Source organism: Chryseobacterium ureilyticum, assembly GCF_900156735.1.
Lineage (GTDB): Bacteria > Bacteroidota > Bacteroidia > Flavobacteriales > Weeksellaceae > Chryseobacterium > Chryseobacterium ureilyticum.
This window is the reverse complement of record NZ_FTOL01000002.1, coordinates 498,234-515,615: the sequence shown is the minus strand read 5'-3', so window position 1 is coordinate 515,615 and position 17,382 is coordinate 498,234. Positions and strand designations below refer to the sequence as shown.

General features: G+C 34.9%; 18 protein-coding genes. 5 read left to right on the top strand and 13 right to left on the bottom strand.

The window, feature by feature from the left end; genetic code table 11:
* Nucleotides 1–27: 27 nt before the first annotated feature.
* The 5 genes from dinB to lpxK all read right to left on the bottom strand — a co-directional run bounded on the left by dinB (nucleotide 28) and on the right by lpxK (nucleotide 4,323).
* The gene (dinB, locus tag BW983_RS08550; protein WP_076551570.1) at nucleotides 28–1,125 is read right to left on the bottom strand and encodes a DNA polymerase IV; all 1,098 of its coding nucleotides are present in this window, start codon (nucleotides 1,123–1,125) and stop codon (nucleotides 28–30) included.
* 100 nt (nucleotides 1,126–1,225) lie between these two features.
* Nucleotides 1,226–1,681, bottom strand: coding sequence for a GNAT family N-acetyltransferase (locus BW983_RS08545; RefSeq protein WP_076551569.1), 456 nt, complete (start codon nucleotides 1,679–1,681; stop codon nucleotides 1,226–1,228).
* 72 nt (nucleotides 1,682–1,753) lie between these two features.
* Nucleotides 1,754–2,269 carry a TlpA family protein disulfide reductase gene (locus BW983_RS08540; RefSeq protein ID WP_076551568.1) on the bottom strand — a complete coding sequence of 172 codons (516 nt, stop codon included), beginning with the start codon at nucleotides 2,267–2,269 and terminating at the stop codon, nucleotides 1,754–1,756.
* 229 nt (nucleotides 2,270–2,498) lie between these two features.
* The gene (locus BW983_RS08535; protein WP_076551567.1) at nucleotides 2,499–3,314 is read right to left on the bottom strand and encodes a purine-nucleoside phosphorylase; all 816 of its coding nucleotides are present in this window, start codon (nucleotides 3,312–3,314) and stop codon (nucleotides 2,499–2,501) included.
* Entirely contained in the window at nucleotides 3,298–4,323 is a 1,026-nt protein-coding gene (gene lpxK, locus BW983_RS08530) for a tetraacyldisaccharide 4'-kinase (RefSeq protein ID WP_076551566.1), read from the bottom strand. Before lpxK ends, BW983_RS08535 begins: the two co-directional genes overlap by 17 nt.
* A 109-nt stretch (nucleotides 4,324–4,432) precedes the next feature.
* Here lpxK and truA point away from each other — a divergent pair, with 109 nt between their 5' ends.
* From truA to BW983_RS08515, 3 genes are all read left to right on the top strand, one after another.
* Nucleotides 4,433–5,164: a tRNA pseudouridine(38-40) synthase TruA gene (gene truA, locus BW983_RS08525; protein ID WP_076551774.1), complete on the top strand. Its 732-nt coding sequence runs from the start codon at nucleotides 4,433–4,435 to the stop codon at nucleotides 5,162–5,164.
* A gap of 24 nt (nucleotides 5,165–5,188) precedes the next feature.
* Nucleotides 5,189–5,533 carry a hypothetical protein gene (locus BW983_RS08520; protein WP_076551565.1) on the top strand — a complete coding sequence of 115 codons (345 nt, stop codon included), beginning with the start codon at nucleotides 5,189–5,191 and terminating at the stop codon, nucleotides 5,531–5,533.
* A 152-nt stretch (nucleotides 5,534–5,685) separates the two neighbouring features.
* Nucleotides 5,686–7,449, top strand: coding sequence for an ABC transporter ATP-binding protein (locus BW983_RS08515; protein WP_076551564.1), 1,764 nt, complete (start codon nucleotides 5,686–5,688; stop codon nucleotides 7,447–7,449).
* Here the strand turns inward: BW983_RS08515 and BW983_RS08510 are convergent.
* The 6 genes from BW983_RS08510 to BW983_RS08485 form a co-directional block, all read right to left on the bottom strand.
* Entirely contained in the window at nucleotides 7,444–7,785 is a 342-nt protein-coding gene (locus BW983_RS08510; RefSeq protein WP_076551563.1) for an FEKKY domain-containing protein, read from the bottom strand. The two genes, BW983_RS08515 and BW983_RS08510, sit on opposite strands and share 6 nt — an antisense overlap.
* 95 nt (nucleotides 7,786–7,880) lie before the next feature.
* Complete coding sequence (locus tag BW983_RS08505) at nucleotides 7,881–9,665, bottom strand: M43 family zinc metalloprotease (protein ID WP_084184386.1); 1,785 nt, start codon at nucleotides 9,663–9,665, stop codon at nucleotides 7,881–7,883.
* A gap of 57 nt (nucleotides 9,666–9,722) precedes the next feature.
* Nucleotides 9,723–10,337: a class I SAM-dependent methyltransferase gene (locus BW983_RS08500; protein ID WP_076551561.1), complete on the bottom strand. Its 615-nt coding sequence runs from the start codon at nucleotides 10,335–10,337 to the stop codon at nucleotides 9,723–9,725.
* Nucleotides 10,334–10,927, bottom strand: coding sequence for a hypothetical protein (locus BW983_RS08495; protein ID WP_076551560.1), 594 nt, complete (start codon nucleotides 10,925–10,927; stop codon nucleotides 10,334–10,336). Before BW983_RS08495 ends, BW983_RS08500 begins: the two co-directional genes overlap by 4 nt.
* Nucleotides 10,917–11,387: an RNA polymerase sigma factor gene (locus tag BW983_RS08490; protein ID WP_076551559.1), complete on the bottom strand. Its 471-nt coding sequence runs from the start codon at nucleotides 11,385–11,387 to the stop codon at nucleotides 10,917–10,919. The genes BW983_RS08495 and BW983_RS08490 overlap by 11 nt, the downstream gene beginning before the upstream one ends.
* The gene (locus BW983_RS08485; RefSeq protein WP_076551558.1) at nucleotides 11,387–12,238 is read right to left on the bottom strand and encodes an alpha/beta fold hydrolase; all 852 of its coding nucleotides are present in this window, start codon (nucleotides 12,236–12,238) and stop codon (nucleotides 11,387–11,389) included. Before BW983_RS08485 ends, BW983_RS08490 begins: the two co-directional genes overlap by 1 nt.
* A gap of 392 nt (nucleotides 12,239–12,630) precedes the next feature.
* Between BW983_RS08485 and BW983_RS08480 the strand changes: the two genes are divergently transcribed.
* The gene (locus tag BW983_RS08480; protein WP_065395223.1) at nucleotides 12,631–12,846 is read left to right on the top strand and encodes a hypothetical protein; all 216 of its coding nucleotides are present in this window, start codon (nucleotides 12,631–12,633) and stop codon (nucleotides 12,844–12,846) included.
* Nucleotides 12,847–12,909: 63 nt separating this feature from the next.
* Here the strand turns inward: BW983_RS08480 and BW983_RS08475 are convergent, their stop codons facing one another.
* Together BW983_RS08475 and BW983_RS08470 are read right to left on the bottom strand one after the other, a co-directional pair.
* On the bottom strand, nucleotides 12,910–14,202 hold the full coding sequence (locus BW983_RS08475) for an MFS transporter (RefSeq protein ID WP_065395222.1): 1,293 nt from the start codon (nucleotides 14,200–14,202) through the stop codon (nucleotides 12,910–12,912).
* 108 nt (nucleotides 14,203–14,310) lie between these two features.
* Nucleotides 14,311–15,063, bottom strand: a complete 753-nt coding sequence (locus tag BW983_RS08470) for a DUF3575 domain-containing protein (protein WP_228408988.1) — start codon at nucleotides 15,061–15,063, stop codon at nucleotides 14,311–14,313.
* Nucleotides 15,064–15,245: 182 nt separating this feature from the next.
* On the opposite strand from BW983_RS08470, the gene BW983_RS08465 reads away from it, so the two are divergent.
* A complete protein-coding gene (locus BW983_RS08465) occupies nucleotides 15,246–17,327 on the top strand; it encodes a TonB-dependent receptor domain-containing protein (RefSeq protein WP_076551556.1) in 2,082 nt (693 codons plus the stop codon).
* The last annotated feature ends 55 nt before the right edge of the window (nucleotides 17,328–17,382 follow it).

The window sequence follows — 17,382 nt, the reverse complement described above, 5'->3', positions numbered from 1 at the left end:
GAATACAAGTTAGCAAAAAAATATTACCTATAAATTTTCAAATTCCTTAAACGGGATTTTTAGTTGAACGGAAACCAGTTTTTTTTCTTCTGTATTAAGGTGAGAAAGAGAGAGACCAAGCAAACGGACTGCTTTATCAAACGGGCGGAGCTCCCAAAGCTTTTTTCCGGTATTGAAATACTGCTCAGGGGAGTTAAAATATTCTTCGCGAGTTATACTTCTTGTGAAAAGAGAGAAATCTTTATACTTAATTTTTAAGGTTAAAGTTCTTCCGAGGATATTGTTTTTCTGTAAACGCTGGTGAAGTTCCTGACTTAAACTTTCCAGTTTTTCATTGATTTGCTGCTCATCAAAAAGGTCTTCAAAAAATGTTCTTTCCACTGCCACACTTTTCTGAATACGATGAGGTTTTACTTCAGAAGTATGAATACCGCGAACCACATTGTAATAATGTTGCCCTGATTTTCCAAAAATTCTCATCAGATCTTCCAGTGATCTTTTCTTTAAATCTTTTCCCTTGTAGATCCCTAAACTAAACATTTTATTAGCCGTAACTTTCCCAACACCATAAAACTTTTCCACAGGTAATTCTTCAAGGAAGCTCTCCACTTTATCAGGATGAATAGTTTTTTGACCGTTAGGTTTATTGATGTCAGAAGCGACTTTTGCCAGAAATTTATTTACAGAAATTCCGGCGGAAGCAGTTAATCCCGTTTGTTCAAATATTTTCTGACGGATTTCTCTGGCAATCAGATTAGCAGATTCCATTTCCTTTTTATTTTCGGTGACATCCAGATAGGCTTCATCTAAAGATAATGGCTCTACCAGATCAGTATATTCATAGAAAATTTCACGGATCTGTTTAGAAATCTCTTTATATCGGGCAAAACGCGGTGGGACAAATATAAGGTCAGGGCATCTTTCTTTTGCCGTTTTACTAGGCATAGCGGAACGTACACCAAACTTTCTTGCTTCATAACTAGCTGCGGCTACCACACCTCGGTGCTGACCTCCTACAGCAATTGCCTTTCCTTTCAATGTTGGATTATCATGCTGCTCCACGGAAGCATAGAATGCATCCATATCTACGTGAATAATTTTACGAAGGGGCAAAGAAAAATCCATATACAAAGATATGGATTCATTTATTTACGGTAAATTTTTTATAGAATGGAAGAAGAATTAGATAAAAAGATTACTTTCTGTTTCTGTCTTCATACCTTATTTATTCTTTCAGTCTCATTGTGAGTAATAATGGTTCAAAACCTGCTTTTTCATATGCTTTGATGGCAGATTCATTTTGTGCATATACATCCAGTCTTATTTCTGAAATATTTCTCGATTTTGCCCAATTTACAAGCTCATCGGTAATAATTTTATTAATTCCTTTTCCTCTGTATTCAGGTTTTACAAACATAAACCCTAGGTAAGCGTATGTTTTAAAATTATAATAATCCTTTTCTGTTTCTCTGATTAATGCATAGCCAGACGCGACAATTTCATCCTTATCCTCTACAACAATTAAAGTGGCGTCAGGTGATTTTATAAAATGTCTCAGATCATAATAATGGATCTCTCCGTCAATCAATGTACTGTTGAAAGGTTTTTCTGCAGTAACAATTCCCTGTTCAAATTCTAAAAGAATTTTTAAATCCTGTTCTGTGGCTTCTCTTGTGATCATGGTTTAAATTAATATAGATAAAAAATTTAAGCACTTGAAGTAAGTGCTTAATAATATGTTTGTTATTTAAAGTTATTGTAAAAGTTTGTCTATGGTTTGCTGAATTTCAGGGTCTTCCGGAGAAATAGCATAATATTTTGCTATAGACGATTTCTGGTCGATAATCATATATCGTGGAATCCAGTTCAGATCAATATAATTATTGAAGTTGTTTTTCCATCCGGAGGCAAACCAATAATTATCCTTCTCTTTCATATTGAATCTTACAAGACTTTTATCAAACCCTTCTTTAGATCTTTCCAGAGAAAGGAATACAAAGTCTACATTCGGGTTGTTCTTTTCTAATACTTCAGCCTTCGGAAGTGCAAGTAAACAGTCTCTGCACCATCCTGCCCAGAAGTCTATTACTAAAACTTTTCCTTTATGCTGATCAAGAATCTGTTGGATTGTAATTGCTTTTCCTTCTTCATCTTCCAGTTTTTGAGCTAAGGCTTCTTTGGAGAAACCGGTTTTAAGAACGGTAGGAACTTTTTGTGAATAACTTAATCCAAATAATCCTATCATAAATATTAATAACAACTTTTTCATTTCTTACAATTTCATTTATACAAATCTAAACAATGCTTTGCAATCTTAGATTGATTTTTTATGAATTGGTAAAAATTTATATTATTGAAATTTTCTATGGATCTTGTATAAATGTTGAGGAAAGCCGGTTTTCTTCCGAAATATTTTTTTGCCACGAATGCAAGGATTAAATAAAAAACAGGCATTTGTGGCGATAAATATAATAGTGTTTAAATCTATTTTGTGTTTCCTATTGATAGTTTTTAATCAATCCTTTTACAACGGTGATTACATTCGGCATGGCTTTATTGGCTGCATTTAAAACTTCTTCGTGAGAAACAGCAAAAGCAATGTCTGGTCCGCCAAGATCGGTAATAACAGACATACAGAAAACGTCCATTCCCATATGTTTTGCTACGATAACTTCGGGAACGGTACTCATTCCTACCATATCGCCACCAATGGCTTTGATCATTCCGTACTCGGCTGGAGTTTCAAATGTTGGACCTTGCAGGGCAACGTAAATTCCCTGGTGAATGTTGATATTTTGATTTGAAGCAACCTGTTCTGCTACGGCGATCATCTTTTTGTTGTAAGGTTCACTCATATCCACGAATCGTGGTCCGAGTTCATCAATATTTTTACCTCGAAGCGGGTGCTCAGGCATCATGTTGATATGATCCTTTAAAATAACGATATCAGCAATTTTGTACGCAGGATTCACTCCGCCACAAGCATTGGAAAGAATTAGATTTGTAATTCCTAATAAATGGAAAACCCTGATTGGAAAAGTTACTGTTTCCATGGAATGTCCTTCATAGTAATGAAAGCGCCCACTCATCATTAAAACTTTTTTCCCTTCCAGAATTCCGTAAATAAGTTTTCCGGTATGCCCAACTACTGTGGTCTGTGGAAAATTTGGAATGTCTTTGTATTCTAAAACGTGGATCGGTTCTACTTCATTCTGTAATTTTCCAAGTCCGGATCCTAAAACAACAGCAAAATCAGGAGTTTCCTGAATTATATTTTTGATAAAATCAGCTGTCTCTTTAATTTTTTCTAACATAATCTAAGATGATTTGATTGAATTCTTCCTTTTTATCAATGATGACATTGATCGGCCAGTAGTAAACAATTTCTCTAAGATAGTCAAAAGTTTTCAGACGAACGTAATCTTTCTCTGTGGTTAATATCAGCTTATATTCTCCTAATTTTTTATACTCAGCAAGAATTTTTTTAATATCATCATCCGTGAAATTATGATGATCTCTGAATTTTAAATGCTTAACTCTTTTTGAGAATTTTGCCAGGTGTTCCAAAAGAGGTTTAGGGTTGGCAATTCCTGTAATCAGTAAAATATCGTAATAGTTCAGATTATTATCCGGAAGCATTTTATCTTTTCCGTACACATTTTCGTCGTATCCGATAGATGAAAAGAATACTTTTTGGTTATAAGCAGGTTTTATCCTTGAGATATAATATCTTTTCGTTTCCTCAGTCAGTTCATCAGGACATTTGCTGACCATGATAATATTTGCTCTTTTATATCCTGATCTTGATTCTCTAAGATCACCGGCAGGAAGCAGATAATCCTTGAAGAAAGGATCATTAAAATCAGTCATCAAAATATTAAATCCTGGTTTGATGGCTCTGTGCTGCATAGCATCATCCAAAACCAGAACTTCCAGATCCATATCTTCAATCACTTTCTTGGCACCGGGAACACGTTCTTCGGATACAGCAATAACAAAACGGTTTTTGAAACGCTCAAAAAGCTGCATGGCTTCGTCACCTACCATCTTATAGTTGCTGTCATAATTGGTCACTTCGTACCCTTTGGTCAGCCTTCCGTAGCCACGTGAAAGGACTCCGGTTCTATAGTGTTTGGATAGATATTGGGCAAGATACATCACCATTGGTGATTTTCCGCTTCCGCCCACAGAAAGGTTCCCGACATTGATTATCGGTGTCTTAAATTTTGTTGACTTAAAAATTCCCCAATCATACATTGTGTTTCGGATACCCGTTACCAAATGATAACCAAGGGAAAAAGGATAAAGGTACCATCTTTTCATACGATTGCAAAAATAGGAATTTTCATAAGGATTTACTGTAATATTATCAAAGACTTTTCAACAAATATTTCGTTAAATTAAAGTATTTTTGTGGAGTTATTATAATACTTTGAGATACTTTATTGAATTTTCTTACAACGGAAAGAATTATTTCGGCTACCAGATACAGCCGGATGCGATTTCTGTGCAGGAAGAACTGGAAAAAGCGCTTTCCACGATTTTAAGAGAAGAAATTAAAACTACCGGTGCCGGAAGAACGGATACCGGGGTTCATGCCAAGAAAATATTTGCCCATTTCGATACTGAAAAGGAGCTTAGTGATGAGCTTCCACGCAGACTGAACAGTTTTCTGCCTCCGGATATTTCCATCGAAAGGATTTTTAAGGTGAAAGATGATTTTCATGCACGCTTTGATGCAACTTATAGAACGTATGAATATTATATTTCTTTGTCAAAAAATCCATTTACCCAGGAATCTGCATGGCAACACTGGAAAAGACCGATCGATATTGATAAAATGAACGAGGCATGTAAAATCTTATTTGAATATGAGGATTTTACAAGTTTTGCAAAATTAAAAACCGACAATAAGACCAATATCTGTAAAATGTATAAAGCAGAATGGGAACAGAATGGGGCTGAACTAAAATTCACTGTTTCTGCCAACCGTTTTCTGAGAAATATGGTTCGTGCTATTGTAGGAACAATGGTAGAGATCGGTACCGGAAAACTGAAACCGGAAGATATGCGTAAAGTCATTGAAGACAAAAACCGCAATGCTGCCGGAACTTCTGCACCTGCCCACGGATTGTATCTTGTGGATGTAGGTTACGAATTCTAATAAAAACTAAAAAACTATTTAATCATGTTATCAATTATTATTCTTATCGGTGCTTACCGGTATTATGCACAATTAGCTGAGAGATTTGGAAAGGTAAAGTGGCATTTCGGGCTTCTTGCCATAGGTGTATATTTAGGAACTCAGGTTATTTTAGGACTTTCTTATGGGTTTTATTTGGCTTCTACTAATCCTGAATCTTTGGATAATGTAAATTATACAGGGTTTTCCGCGGTAAATATTGTCAGCTGGTTGATTTCCCTTGTTGCAGTTTGGGCTGTTTATGAGGTGCTTGCCAGAAAATTTAAGAGAGAGAAACTTTATAAGCCTTCTATTGATATACAAAAGATCGGAGAAATTTCAGAGGATTAAATAATAGAACCTTTTCACAGACGAAAGATATTCATTCTGTAAATGATAGGTATCTGGAATTTTCTATGATGATTTGCAAAAGTTGTAAAGGCTGAGAATTTATAAAGTATTATTTTTGCATAGAATTTTAATTCTTTTCTTCAATTCGAATAATGAAAAAACAAGATACCTGGGGAATTGTAAAAAGGCTGTTCTTTATTGGAATGAAATTTCGTTCATGGTTCATCCTTACCTTAATAATTTCCGTAATACTTTCAATAGTTTCTACTTACAGACCATATCTTACCATGGAAGTAGTGGATAATGACATCACCAAGCTACAGGATAAAGCTTTGATGATGAAACATATCTATATTTTGGTGGGATTAGTGTTTGCAGAAACCGTTCTTAACTTCTTTTTAGTTTATTTTTCAAACTTTATCTCTCAAAATGTAATCAGAGATATCAGGGAGAGATTGTATTCTAAACTGATCTATTTTAAAACATCATTTTTTGATAAAACTCCGATCGGGCAATTGGTAACCCGTGCCGTAGGAGATGTGGAAACTATTGCAACCGTTTATACAGACGGTTTCCTGATGGTTTTTGGGGATATTCTGAGAATTGTCTTTGTTTTGGTAATGATGTTCAGTACAAATGTTCACCTGAGTTATATTACGCTGGCAATTTTACCTTTAATGGTAGTGATCACCAGATTTTTCCAGAAGAGACTTAAAAAAGCTTTTGGAGATGAAAGAAACTGGACGGCTAACCAAAACTCGTTTGTACAGGAAAGATTGGCGGGAATGTCTATTATTCAGGTTTTTAACAGACAGGAATCGGAATTCAAGAAGTTTGATGATATCAATATTACCTTGAAAGGAGCTTTATTGAGAACTGTTTTTATCTTTTCATTGTTTTTCCCTGTTGTAGAACTTATTTCATCATTATTTATCGGGTTTATCCTGTTTTATGGTGGATATATTACGATCAGCGCAGGGGTTGTGATTGCCTTTATTCAATATATTTCAATGTTAATTCGTCCTTTAAGACAGATTGCAGACCGTTTCAATAACATCCAAAGAGGTATTGTAGGAGCGGAAAGAGTGTTGGGATTAATGGATGAGGAAATTTCGATGCCGAATACAGGCATAGTGAAAAAAGATCACTTTGCCGGTAAAATAGAATTCCAGAAAGTACATTTTGCCTATGATGAAAAACAGGAAGTACTTAAAGGGATTGATTTTAAAGTAAATCCTGGAGAAACTGTAGCTATTGTAGGTGCTACAGGTGCCGGGAAATCTACTATTATCAGTTTGATCACGAGGCTTTATGATATCAATTCCGGGAATATTCTTATCGATGATGTGAATTTAAAGGATTATGAACTTTATAATCTGAGAAGTCATATCGGAGTGGTATTGCAGGATGTATTTCTTTTCCATGGAAGCATTTTTGAAAATCTTTCTTTTGGAGATGACACAATTACTTTAGAAAAAATAAAAGCAGGTGCTAAGGAAATTGAGGTAGATCAGTTTATTGAGCAGCTTCCGGGAGGATATGATTATGTGGTAAGCGAAAGAGGATCATCGATCTCTTTAGGTCAGAGACAATTATTGTCTTTCTTGAGAGCCTATTTATCAGATCCGAAAATATTGATTCTGGATGAGGCAACTTCTTCTATCGATCATGAAAGTGAAAAACTGATTCAGAGAGCAACAGAAAAAATTACCAAAAACAGAACATCAATCATTATTGCCCACAGACTTTCCACCATTGAAAAAGCAGATAAGATTATTGTGATGGAGCACGGTAAGATTGTGGAAGAAGGAAAACATCTTGATCTTTTAGATAAGAACGGATATTATTCTACCCTTTACAAAGCTCAATTGCGTCATGAGGTGGAGGTGGAATTGGAAGAAGAGAAAAAATCATAATCCATAAGGAATAAATCCAAGATCATTTTTCCAGGCATTACCATATTTTTCCGTTAAAATTTTGGCAATCGCAAGATTATTTTCCGAAGCTTGTTTTGATATTTCAGGGCTTATTACGCAGTTTTGATATACTACACCTGTCTGGTATTTTTTCTTGAATTCTTCGTGGCTTTTTGAAAGAAGTCCAAATTGAATAAAGTGAGGAATATTTTCTTCTTTTATTTCATGTTTCTTTCCTTTTTGCTGAGTAAGAACAACAATTTCATTTGTTTTCTGGGCAGAAATAAATACTGAGAAAAAAAATGCAATGAAAAGGAATAATTTGTAGTTTTTCATGGGTTGTTAATTTATAGGTCTGATGAAAAAATATTAAAGAAGTTAAATTAATACTAAAAAAGAGAGCAACCGCTCTCTTTTTTATTTACAAAGTGTTAGAATTTTATTTTCTGAGTAATGGTTTTTCCATCCTTTAAAACAACTGCAACTGTTATGATTGTATTGGTTTGATTTACCGGAACTTTTAATTCTGATGTGTTTACATTTGTTTTATAAGTAAGTAATCTTCCTGAAGCATCATAAATATGTAAAGTAGAAATTTTTGCATCACTTTTTACATATACTGAGCTTCCATCTTTCACAATGAATGAATCATTTGCCTTCATATTGTTTTGTACCGATAATGAAGCCTGAGGTTCAATAATTACTGTATAGTCTTCTACTTGCCCATATCTAGGAGTATAACATCCTGTAATACTAGTACCATTAAGATCTCCAATGATTCTCATTCTTAAAGGAGTGTTGGTTACAGCATTTGCTGGAGGTGTTACAGAAGCTGTAGCAAATGAGCCGTAGTTTATTCCACTTTGATTAAGAATTAATTCTGTAGATTCATCAAACTGTCCGTTATTATTGTAATCTATGTATGCTTTTATCGTGTGGGCATTATATGTTCCAGGGGCAACCGTAAGTGTTGTTGCTGTATTTTGTGGAAGGGTGGTTTTTGTAATTCCTAAGCAATAGGTTCCTGTAAAGTTTTCGTAGAAATTATTGGCTGCAGAGGTATAATTGGTAGAGTAGTTATTGATGTTTGCAAACTTTACAGACGTAATACCAATACTATAATTTCCTGGATTTGTTATAGATGTAGGTACACATGCTGTAGTAAGTGAAGCATTATTGTCAATAGCGGTTGTAGAAGCAACAGGAGAATCTATCAACGATTGTCTGTAACGGAGAAGCTGTGCAGTGGCTCTGTCTGCTTGTCCCTGTGTGAATAAATTTCTAAAGCAGTATGTGTAAGCCATGATATTTCTTTCTCCTCCTGCATAGGTTTGGTTAGTACATGGATTAATTTGCCCGGTTTGACAGGTAGAAGGTACTGTAGGATGATAAAGGCTCTTCATTGGTTCTGTATCACAAACAAGGTCACCATCCAGCGTACAATCGTTATTGGTAGGGCAAGCTCCTGTAGTTGCATTATACCCGTCATGGGTATGTTTGAGCCCTAATGCATGACCAAATTCATGGGCTAAGGTCTGTGCATTTACAGCTGAAGCACTTGATGACATGAAAGCATAATCGAGGCTGCTTTCAGGATAATAGGCGAAACCATTTAAAGCTCCTGAATTAGATGTAAGTTTTTTAACAACATAAATATTGTAATATTTACCAGTATCCCATTGTCCCATTGCAGTGATTTCTGCAGCGGTTACTGCATTGGTGGTATTATCGTTATTCACGCCACCATTTACGTATTTAGGGAGATTGGATGCATCAATTCGGTTGATTCCGCTAGTAGGGTTGCAATTTGGATTTATTTTTGCAAAAACAAACTTTATAGGTAAAACAGAGCTTGTGGATGCCATTCCGCTGGAAGAATTTCCTGCAAAAACACCATTGGTATAATTAACCCAGGCAATAATATCAGCATCAGATTTGTTATAAGCAGTTCCTATCGGACTTCCGTCTCCTACAACGTGTACTACGATAGGAATTTCATACACTGCATTTCTGTTTAGTTTTGAAGCCAGTTTTCCGCTTTTGATCATCTGAGACAATTCCAGATTGAACGCATCTTCATTAGCTTTTTGTTCCGGGAATCTGGCGTAATGTTTTTGCATTAATTCATCAGTTCCACATAATTGAAATTCTCCTGTTTGTGAATACAAGGACATAGATAAAGTCCCTGCTATACAGAGGAATAATAGTTTTTTCATTGCTTTTTATTTAATGTTTTTTGTTTTTTAAAGATAAATAAAAAGTGCAATAATTCACTAAACCTTTTTAAAATTGCAGAATACAAAATTTTGAATAGTATCAAAAGGTGTTGTATGATCTTCAGTGATACATTTTATTTTTTCAAAACCGGATTTGAATTTTTCACTTAAAGATGCTTCGTTATATTGTGTAATTTCCAATCCACTACATTTTGTCGGTCCGTTTTTAGAAAAAGTTCCCAGAATCATAAATCCAGTGACATATTTTGTTGCAATATCGACATATCTGGAAACCTGTTCATGAGTTGTAAGAAAATGAAATGCCGCCCTGTCATGCCAGATATCATAAGTTTCCGTGGGTTGAAATGTTGTAATGTCTGTAGCAATCCATTTTACTTTATGAGCAGATTCCCCTAATCTTTTCTGGGCTCTTTCCAGTGCTTTAGATGAAATATCCAAAACGGTAATATTTTCATAACCTTCCGCAAGAAGAAAATCTACTAAGTTACTGTCTCCACCACCTACATCAATGATTTTTGCATCTTTCCCCAATCCGGAAGAGTAGATGAATTCAAGTGAGGTAACAGGCTTTTTTTGCGTCCAGCTTACCTGATCAGGAGTTTTGGTTTCGTATACTGTTTCCCAGTGGTTTTTATTTTCAGAAGAATTCATAAATCCTTTAATTGTTTGTTTATTTCTTCAAATTTATTAATTAATCCATCAATTTTTGCTTCTTGTTTTTTTATGGTCTTCGGTCTTACATAAAACCAATTGAGAGCAATCCATGAAAAGGTAGCAGCATAAGCAATGACAGCTGAAGTAAGCGTCATGAGTGTAGTATATTCATACATATAGAAACTAATCCCGAGGAACAGCATGATAAAATAAGTATTAAGCATTGTAGTCTGCATGAATTTCTGCTTATTCTTTACCACATATAAACTCTGTAGATACTCGCTATTGGATTGTGTATCATCAATTTTATAAAACATCATAAACATTTTATTATATGCGAAAAGAAAGATAACCATTGCTAAAATAACGAGTATAATGCCTGCTTTGGTAGTGATTAATTGCGGTTGATAACGATACCAGATAAAAGCAATTCCTAAAGATGTAGCGATGAGTAAAGTATTCATAATGATGATCTTACGTAGATTTTCATTCTTGAATTTCTTAAGCTTTCCCAAAAGTTCTTTTAAGTCTGGCTTGTTGGAAGTCTGTTGTTTCCATATATTTTTGAAATCTATATTAGTATCCATTTTGCTTAAATTTTTGTGTTAATTTTTCTTTTATCCTGTGAATTTTCACTCTGATATTTGCCTCCGAGAGTCCTACAATCTGTGCAATTTCAGCCTGTTTCACTTCTTCCAGTTCCAGGGAGATAATAATTCTGTCTGTTTCAGGCAATTCGGAGATCAGCTGATAAAGCATTTGGATCTGAGGTTCCATAGATTCCTGTTTCTTTTCTTCAAGATTGATGGGTAAATCAGTTTTTGAAAACCTTTTTTCTTTTTCAATCTGCCGGAGACAATTGTTTGATGCAATTCTGAAGATCCAGGTCCCGATGCTTGATTCATTCCTGAATTTTGGAAGCTGTTGCCAGACGATGATAAAGGTTTCCTGAGCAAGATCCTGAGCCATTTCTGAATCATTAACATATCCCATGCACAAACGGAATATCTTCTGCCAGTAATGCTCATATATATCCTCAAACACCATTATTTCGCAAATAAGAATTTATTCAACTGATTAAAATACCAATCTTTGTCATCATACATAATGAAATGAAGTCCTTTGGTAGAATATTGAAGATCGGCATTCTTAAGGTTTTTATACTGTGTTTCAATAGCAGGTTTCATGAATGCAAAGTAAGATTCTAAAAGAATAAGAGACGGACACTGTATGTTTTTAATCTTTTCTCTAAGGTCAGTATTGGAAAAATCACAATACATTTTAGCAAATGTCTTTCGGTCTGATTTCATGCTCCAGTCAATAACGGTATTTTGCATGGAAGTTTCTGCTAAAAGTCTTGGAATCGATTGAGTCTGCATCTGATGAAACTGATCATCAGACATCGCTGTAAACTTACTGATAATAGAAGAACAGTCATTGTTTTCTTTCGCTGTAAAATTAGGGTCAGAAATTGCCGCCAGACAAGGCAATGTGTCTACAATAACAACTTTACCTACCAACTCAGGATAATCTGCTGCAATCGCAAGGGCAAAACCTCCACCCATACTATGCCCGATGATAATTGGTTTTTCAATTTTATGATCTTTAATATAAGCAGCAATTCCTTTTTCCCATTCTTTAAAGCTTGGCTCAGCTTCTGGCTTTGTACCGGCAAATCCTGCCATAGTCAAGGTGTAGCATGTGAAATCCTTTTCAAATTTTGCCGCTGTTTCATTCCATACATCTCCTGAAGAAGCAAAACCGGGAATAAAAATTAAAGATTGTTTTCCTTTTCCTGTCTTTTTGACTTCAAAAGGATAAGTTTTTGTTTGTCCGAATATATTGCATATAGCAGCAAAAAATAACATGATGATAAGAAGGAATGTAAATTTTTTCATGATTTCTAAAGTTTTAAGGTTTATTTGTCTTTTAGAGACGAACCTTTTTAAAATGTTACACTTTACTTGAATTTTTTTTCAAAAAAAATGTCTCTCTTCCTTCAAATGCTTTCCAGTAAAGGTAAAACGGCAACAAAAATATTTTTAATTAAAGCAATAATCACTCATATTCATAGTCGTTTTAGAAATTTTGATAAGGTTAAAAATACGGAATGTGTATAGATATTTTAAAATAAACTTAGTATTTGTAAAAAAATCAACAAAATGATATTAAAGTGTTATGCTGATATTGATAAATTTATTAACTTTAATCAAAATTTTAGATGGTACCCCTGATATCAGAAGGGTGTCTGGTGTAAATAATATTTTTTTAATTAAATCCAAAAATATAAATGAGCAATAATATCCAAGATGAATTTAAAGTCTTTAAAGACGAATTGAAAAAGTTGAATATCGAAGTACAGAGAGTGGTAAAAGTAGGAAACGGAAGTATGGATTTTCATGAAGTTTTCTATAAATCTCCAAGGTATGAAGAGGTAAAGAGCGTGTATGTTCAGCGTCATAATCTGGACAGTATGATAGAAAAATTTAAACAAGCTTATCATTAAAAATATAATATGCGCCACAGAGAACCTGTGGCGCATATTTGTTTGAACTAAATATTTTAGATTTTAATCCTTATCCAGTGTTGAAGTCTTTTTAGTATCCTTCATTCCCATATACACTACAAGAGAAAATAATATACAGCCGGTGATATACCAATAGAAGTATTCTTCTGATCCGATCTTTTTAAACCAAAGTGCAATATATTCTGCCGTTCCTCCAAAAACAGCTACTGTAATAGCGTAGGGTAAACCTACACCAAGTGCTCTGATCTCAGAAGGGAAAAGTTCAGCCTTTACTACTGCGTTGATAGAGGTGTAGCCACTAACAATGATAAGAGCAGCCATGATCAGTAAAAACGCACCCCACATGGAAGTTGTAGTGCTAAGTGCAGTAAGAAGCGGAACTGTACACAATGTTCCAAGAATACCGAATCCAAGAAGAAGCGGACGTCTCCCAATTCTATCGGACAATCCTCCAAATACAGGTTGAAGACACGCAAAAATGAATAAAGTGATAAATGAGATCAAGGTAGATTCCTCTTTGGTAAGATGAACCGTATTGACGAGGAATTTCTGCATGTATGTTGTGTAGGTATAAAAAGCCAATGTACCACCTAATGTTAATCCGACTACCGTAAGTAAAGCTTTAGGATGTTTTAAAAGTTCTTTTACCGTTCCTTTTTTCTTTTCATCAACCTTCTTTTTGTTTTCAAAAGCTTCTGTTTCATGAAGATTAGCTCTCAAATATAAAGCAATAACGGAAAGTAGGGCTCCGATTACAAAAGGAATTCTCCATCCCCAATCTTCCAGCTGAGCTTCTGTCAATAATAATTTCTGTAAAATAAGCTGGATTCCAAGAGCGATAAGTTGCCCGCCAATTAGCGTTACATATTGAAAACTGGAATAAAATCCTCTTCTGTCTTGCGTTGCCATTTCGCTGAGGTAAGTAGCGGATACACCATATTCTCCACCCACACTTAATCCTTGAAGAAGCCTAGCCAGAAGTAGTATCAGTGGAGCAAGTATTCCGATAGATTTGTAAGTGGGAGTTAAAGCAATAAGCAATGAACCGAAAGACATCAGTAAAACAGAAAGTGTCATTGCTCTTTTTCTTCCAATTTTATCAGCAATACTTCCAAACATCCATCCTCCGATGGGACGCATGAGAAATCCGACGGCAAATATTCCGGCAGTATTCATCAATTGAGCATTCAGATCCGAATCCGGAAAAAATGAATTGGAAAAATAGATTGCAAATGCAGCATAAGCATACCAGTCGTACCATTCTACAAGATTTCCGATAGACCCGCCCACAATGGCTTTGATTCTTTGACCTGTGGTGATGGAAGATGAGTTCATAGTTTTAATATATTGCGGTGCTGAAGATACAAATTTTCAGAATTGACGATCAAGCTTAAGATTTATTGCATAAAAAATAATGAACAGCAACGCTCAATCAAAACTATTTTAAAATCTATATCCTAAAGAAAGCCCACTTCTGAAACCAGCCCAGGGACCATCCACTTTTATTTTAGCTCCATTGGCATTGGTTTCCACGGTATATTTTACAAACGGAATATCCAGATTTTCGATTTCCTTTTTTAATTGAGACTGCATATCCGGAGTAAGAACATAATCAGAGGTCATTGTAAAATCACCTTTGCCGCTTCCGTAGTGAGCACCTGCAATCCAGAAATCCAGCACAAGATTTTGACTTCGGGTAAGAAAAAACTGCACACCTACCATCAGCCCGCCACTGTTTCCACTGGTGTTTCCTTGACCTTTAAGCGGGATCTGATAAGTAACTCCATTGGGTCCGTTATAATCATAGTAGAAATCAAACGTATTGGAAGAAACGTCTGAATATCGGTAGTAAGGAGCAAAATAAAACCCTTTTCCATAACCTTTTCCGATATAAAACCTGGGTTCAATCGTGAAATTGGTAGCTTTTACTCTTAGATTTTCAAATCTTTTTTCATCTTTATCTTTTAGAAAAGCATTGATAAAAGGAACTTTTCCTTCCGGCATGGTCCCGAAACCAATGTTTACAGAAAACCATTGATTAATGGCGCGTTCATAAGACAAGTTGATATTCCTGAATGCGTAAGCGGTAACATTCGTCTTGATAATATTCATCTTTTCAGACGAAACTTCCTGATTCTCCTGTGCTCCTAATGTTGAAAATAATAGACAGGGAATGAATAGGATTATTTTTTTCATAATCTTATATTTTGAGGTGTAAAAAATTAACAGCAAAAAACGGGCTGAATTTAACATAATAATTTAGATAGTCAAGAAAATGTTTTTATTCTTAATGATAAAATGCTTTTACGATTAAAATAAAATTCAATGTAATGGATTTCAGGAATTGATTGTCATAAAAGTATAATTCTATTTCTGATATGAAAAAAACTATATATACCATGTTCATCCTTTGTGGAACTTTTATGTTGGCACAAGAAGGCAAGAATGATACAGTAGAGGTCTCAGATACTAAAGAAATTCAGGAAGTGATTGTAAAGACGCAACGAAAAAAACAATTTGCTGATAAAGCGGTATACACTTTTGATAAAGAAGCCTTAGAACGGGCGCGATATGCAAAAGATTTACTGCAAACTCTTCCCGAATTGCAACTGGACCTGGTGGGAAATACCATTACCAGTACAAAAGGCGGAACAATATTGTTTCTTATCAATGGAGTAGAAGCAACGGATTTACAGATCAGAAGTGTGACTCCCGGTGAAGTGGTAAAAGTGGAGTATTATGATATTCCGCCGGCAAGATGGGCAACGAGAGCAGATACAGTGGTTAATATTCTTACAAGATCTACAGAAACAGGATATGTTTTTGGTGCAGAAGTCTTTTCAGCTTTGAATACTGGATTTATTAACGGCTCAGCTTATGCCAATTATACCAAAGGAAAAAATAATTTTGGTCTTGAATATTCTTTGAGTCTGAGAGATTATAACGACAGAAGGGTAAACAGTATCTATGATTATCAACTGAACGGAAGCCATTACCGTTCGGATGAAAACAGAAAAGACCACTTTGGATATACTTTTCAGAATATTGCTTTACGATATACGAGAATGGTTCCGGATGATTATGCTTTTCAGGCAAAATTGAATATGGATATTTTCAGCAGGTTTTCAAAAGGTGTCGGGCAAAGTATTTTTACACAGGATAACTTGGGTGAAGAGCATTCAATGTTTAAAAATAACGGATCAGATTATGTGATTCCTAAACTGGATCTGTATTATTCCAAAAAGATTAGTGAAAAAGATGAATTGAGTATCAATCTTGTCGGTTCTCATTACACAACCAATACTTCCGAAACAGCGAAAGAATGGATTACAGCTTCAGGACTTTCTGTATATGATAATGATATGATGTTAAAGGCAACACAAACAAGTTTTGTAGGAGAATTGGTTCATGTTCATGATTTTAAAGCTGGAAAACTTTCGTCAGGCTATCGTATCTCAAGGTCTTCTATTTCAAATGATCTGAATAATCTTGCAGGATACTCTCAGTACAATGTAAATTATCTGGAACAGTATTTTTATACGGAATTCTCCGGAAAGGTAGATCAGTTCAGTTATAGGGTAGGGGCAGGGCTTACCAATATTCATAATAAAAGTGCAGAAAATGTTTTTGATGAATGGACCTTCACACCCAAAGTTATTCTTGGATATCAGCTTAAAAATAATCAGAATCTTCGTTTTACAGGAAGTTACAGCCCGGTAAGCCCGTGGAGTAATGCTTTGAGCAGTAATATTGTACAATTGGTTCCCAATATTGTACAACGCGGAAATCCCTTTCTGAAATCTCAACAGGTATTCTCCAATAATTTGACGTATTCTTTTAATAATAAATATTTTGACTTTAATGCTGCGTTATTTTACAGGTATACGGATAGGATAATCAATCAGTATTATGTTTTGGATGAATTGGGTGGATATGCTTTAACCTATGAAAATGGAAAAAGCGGGCAGCGATACGGAATACAGCTTACAGGATCTTATAAACCTTTCGGAAATAATTTACTTGTTGTAAAAGCTGTAATCACACCTACTTCCGAAATGGTAAAAACAAGTACCGGAGCACTGATTAAAAATGATTTCCTGGGAAATTATTTTGTGCTGTCTTCAGAGTATAAAGCTTTTTCTCTGCAATATCAGTTTAATATTCCTACCTATAGCCTCAGCGGAGCGTTTCTCAATACCAATGAAAATCAGAATAACATTTTTGTAAGCTATAAACATAAAAACTGGACGTTCTCCACAGGAATGTACTGGATGGGAATGCCGTCAGAGTATAAAACGAAAAGCTTACCTGAAAGTTTGGTAGATTATAAAATTCATACCCAGATTATGAACAATAAATCTATGTTTGTATTAGGCTTAAGTTATGATTTCTCTAAAGGAAAGAAAACCGAAATCCAGAAAAAACTGAACAATGATACAGCTCCGGCTGCTACTTTTTAAAAAATATGATCATAAAATAAAACGCGCCTGATAATTTTCTATCAGGCGGTTTTTC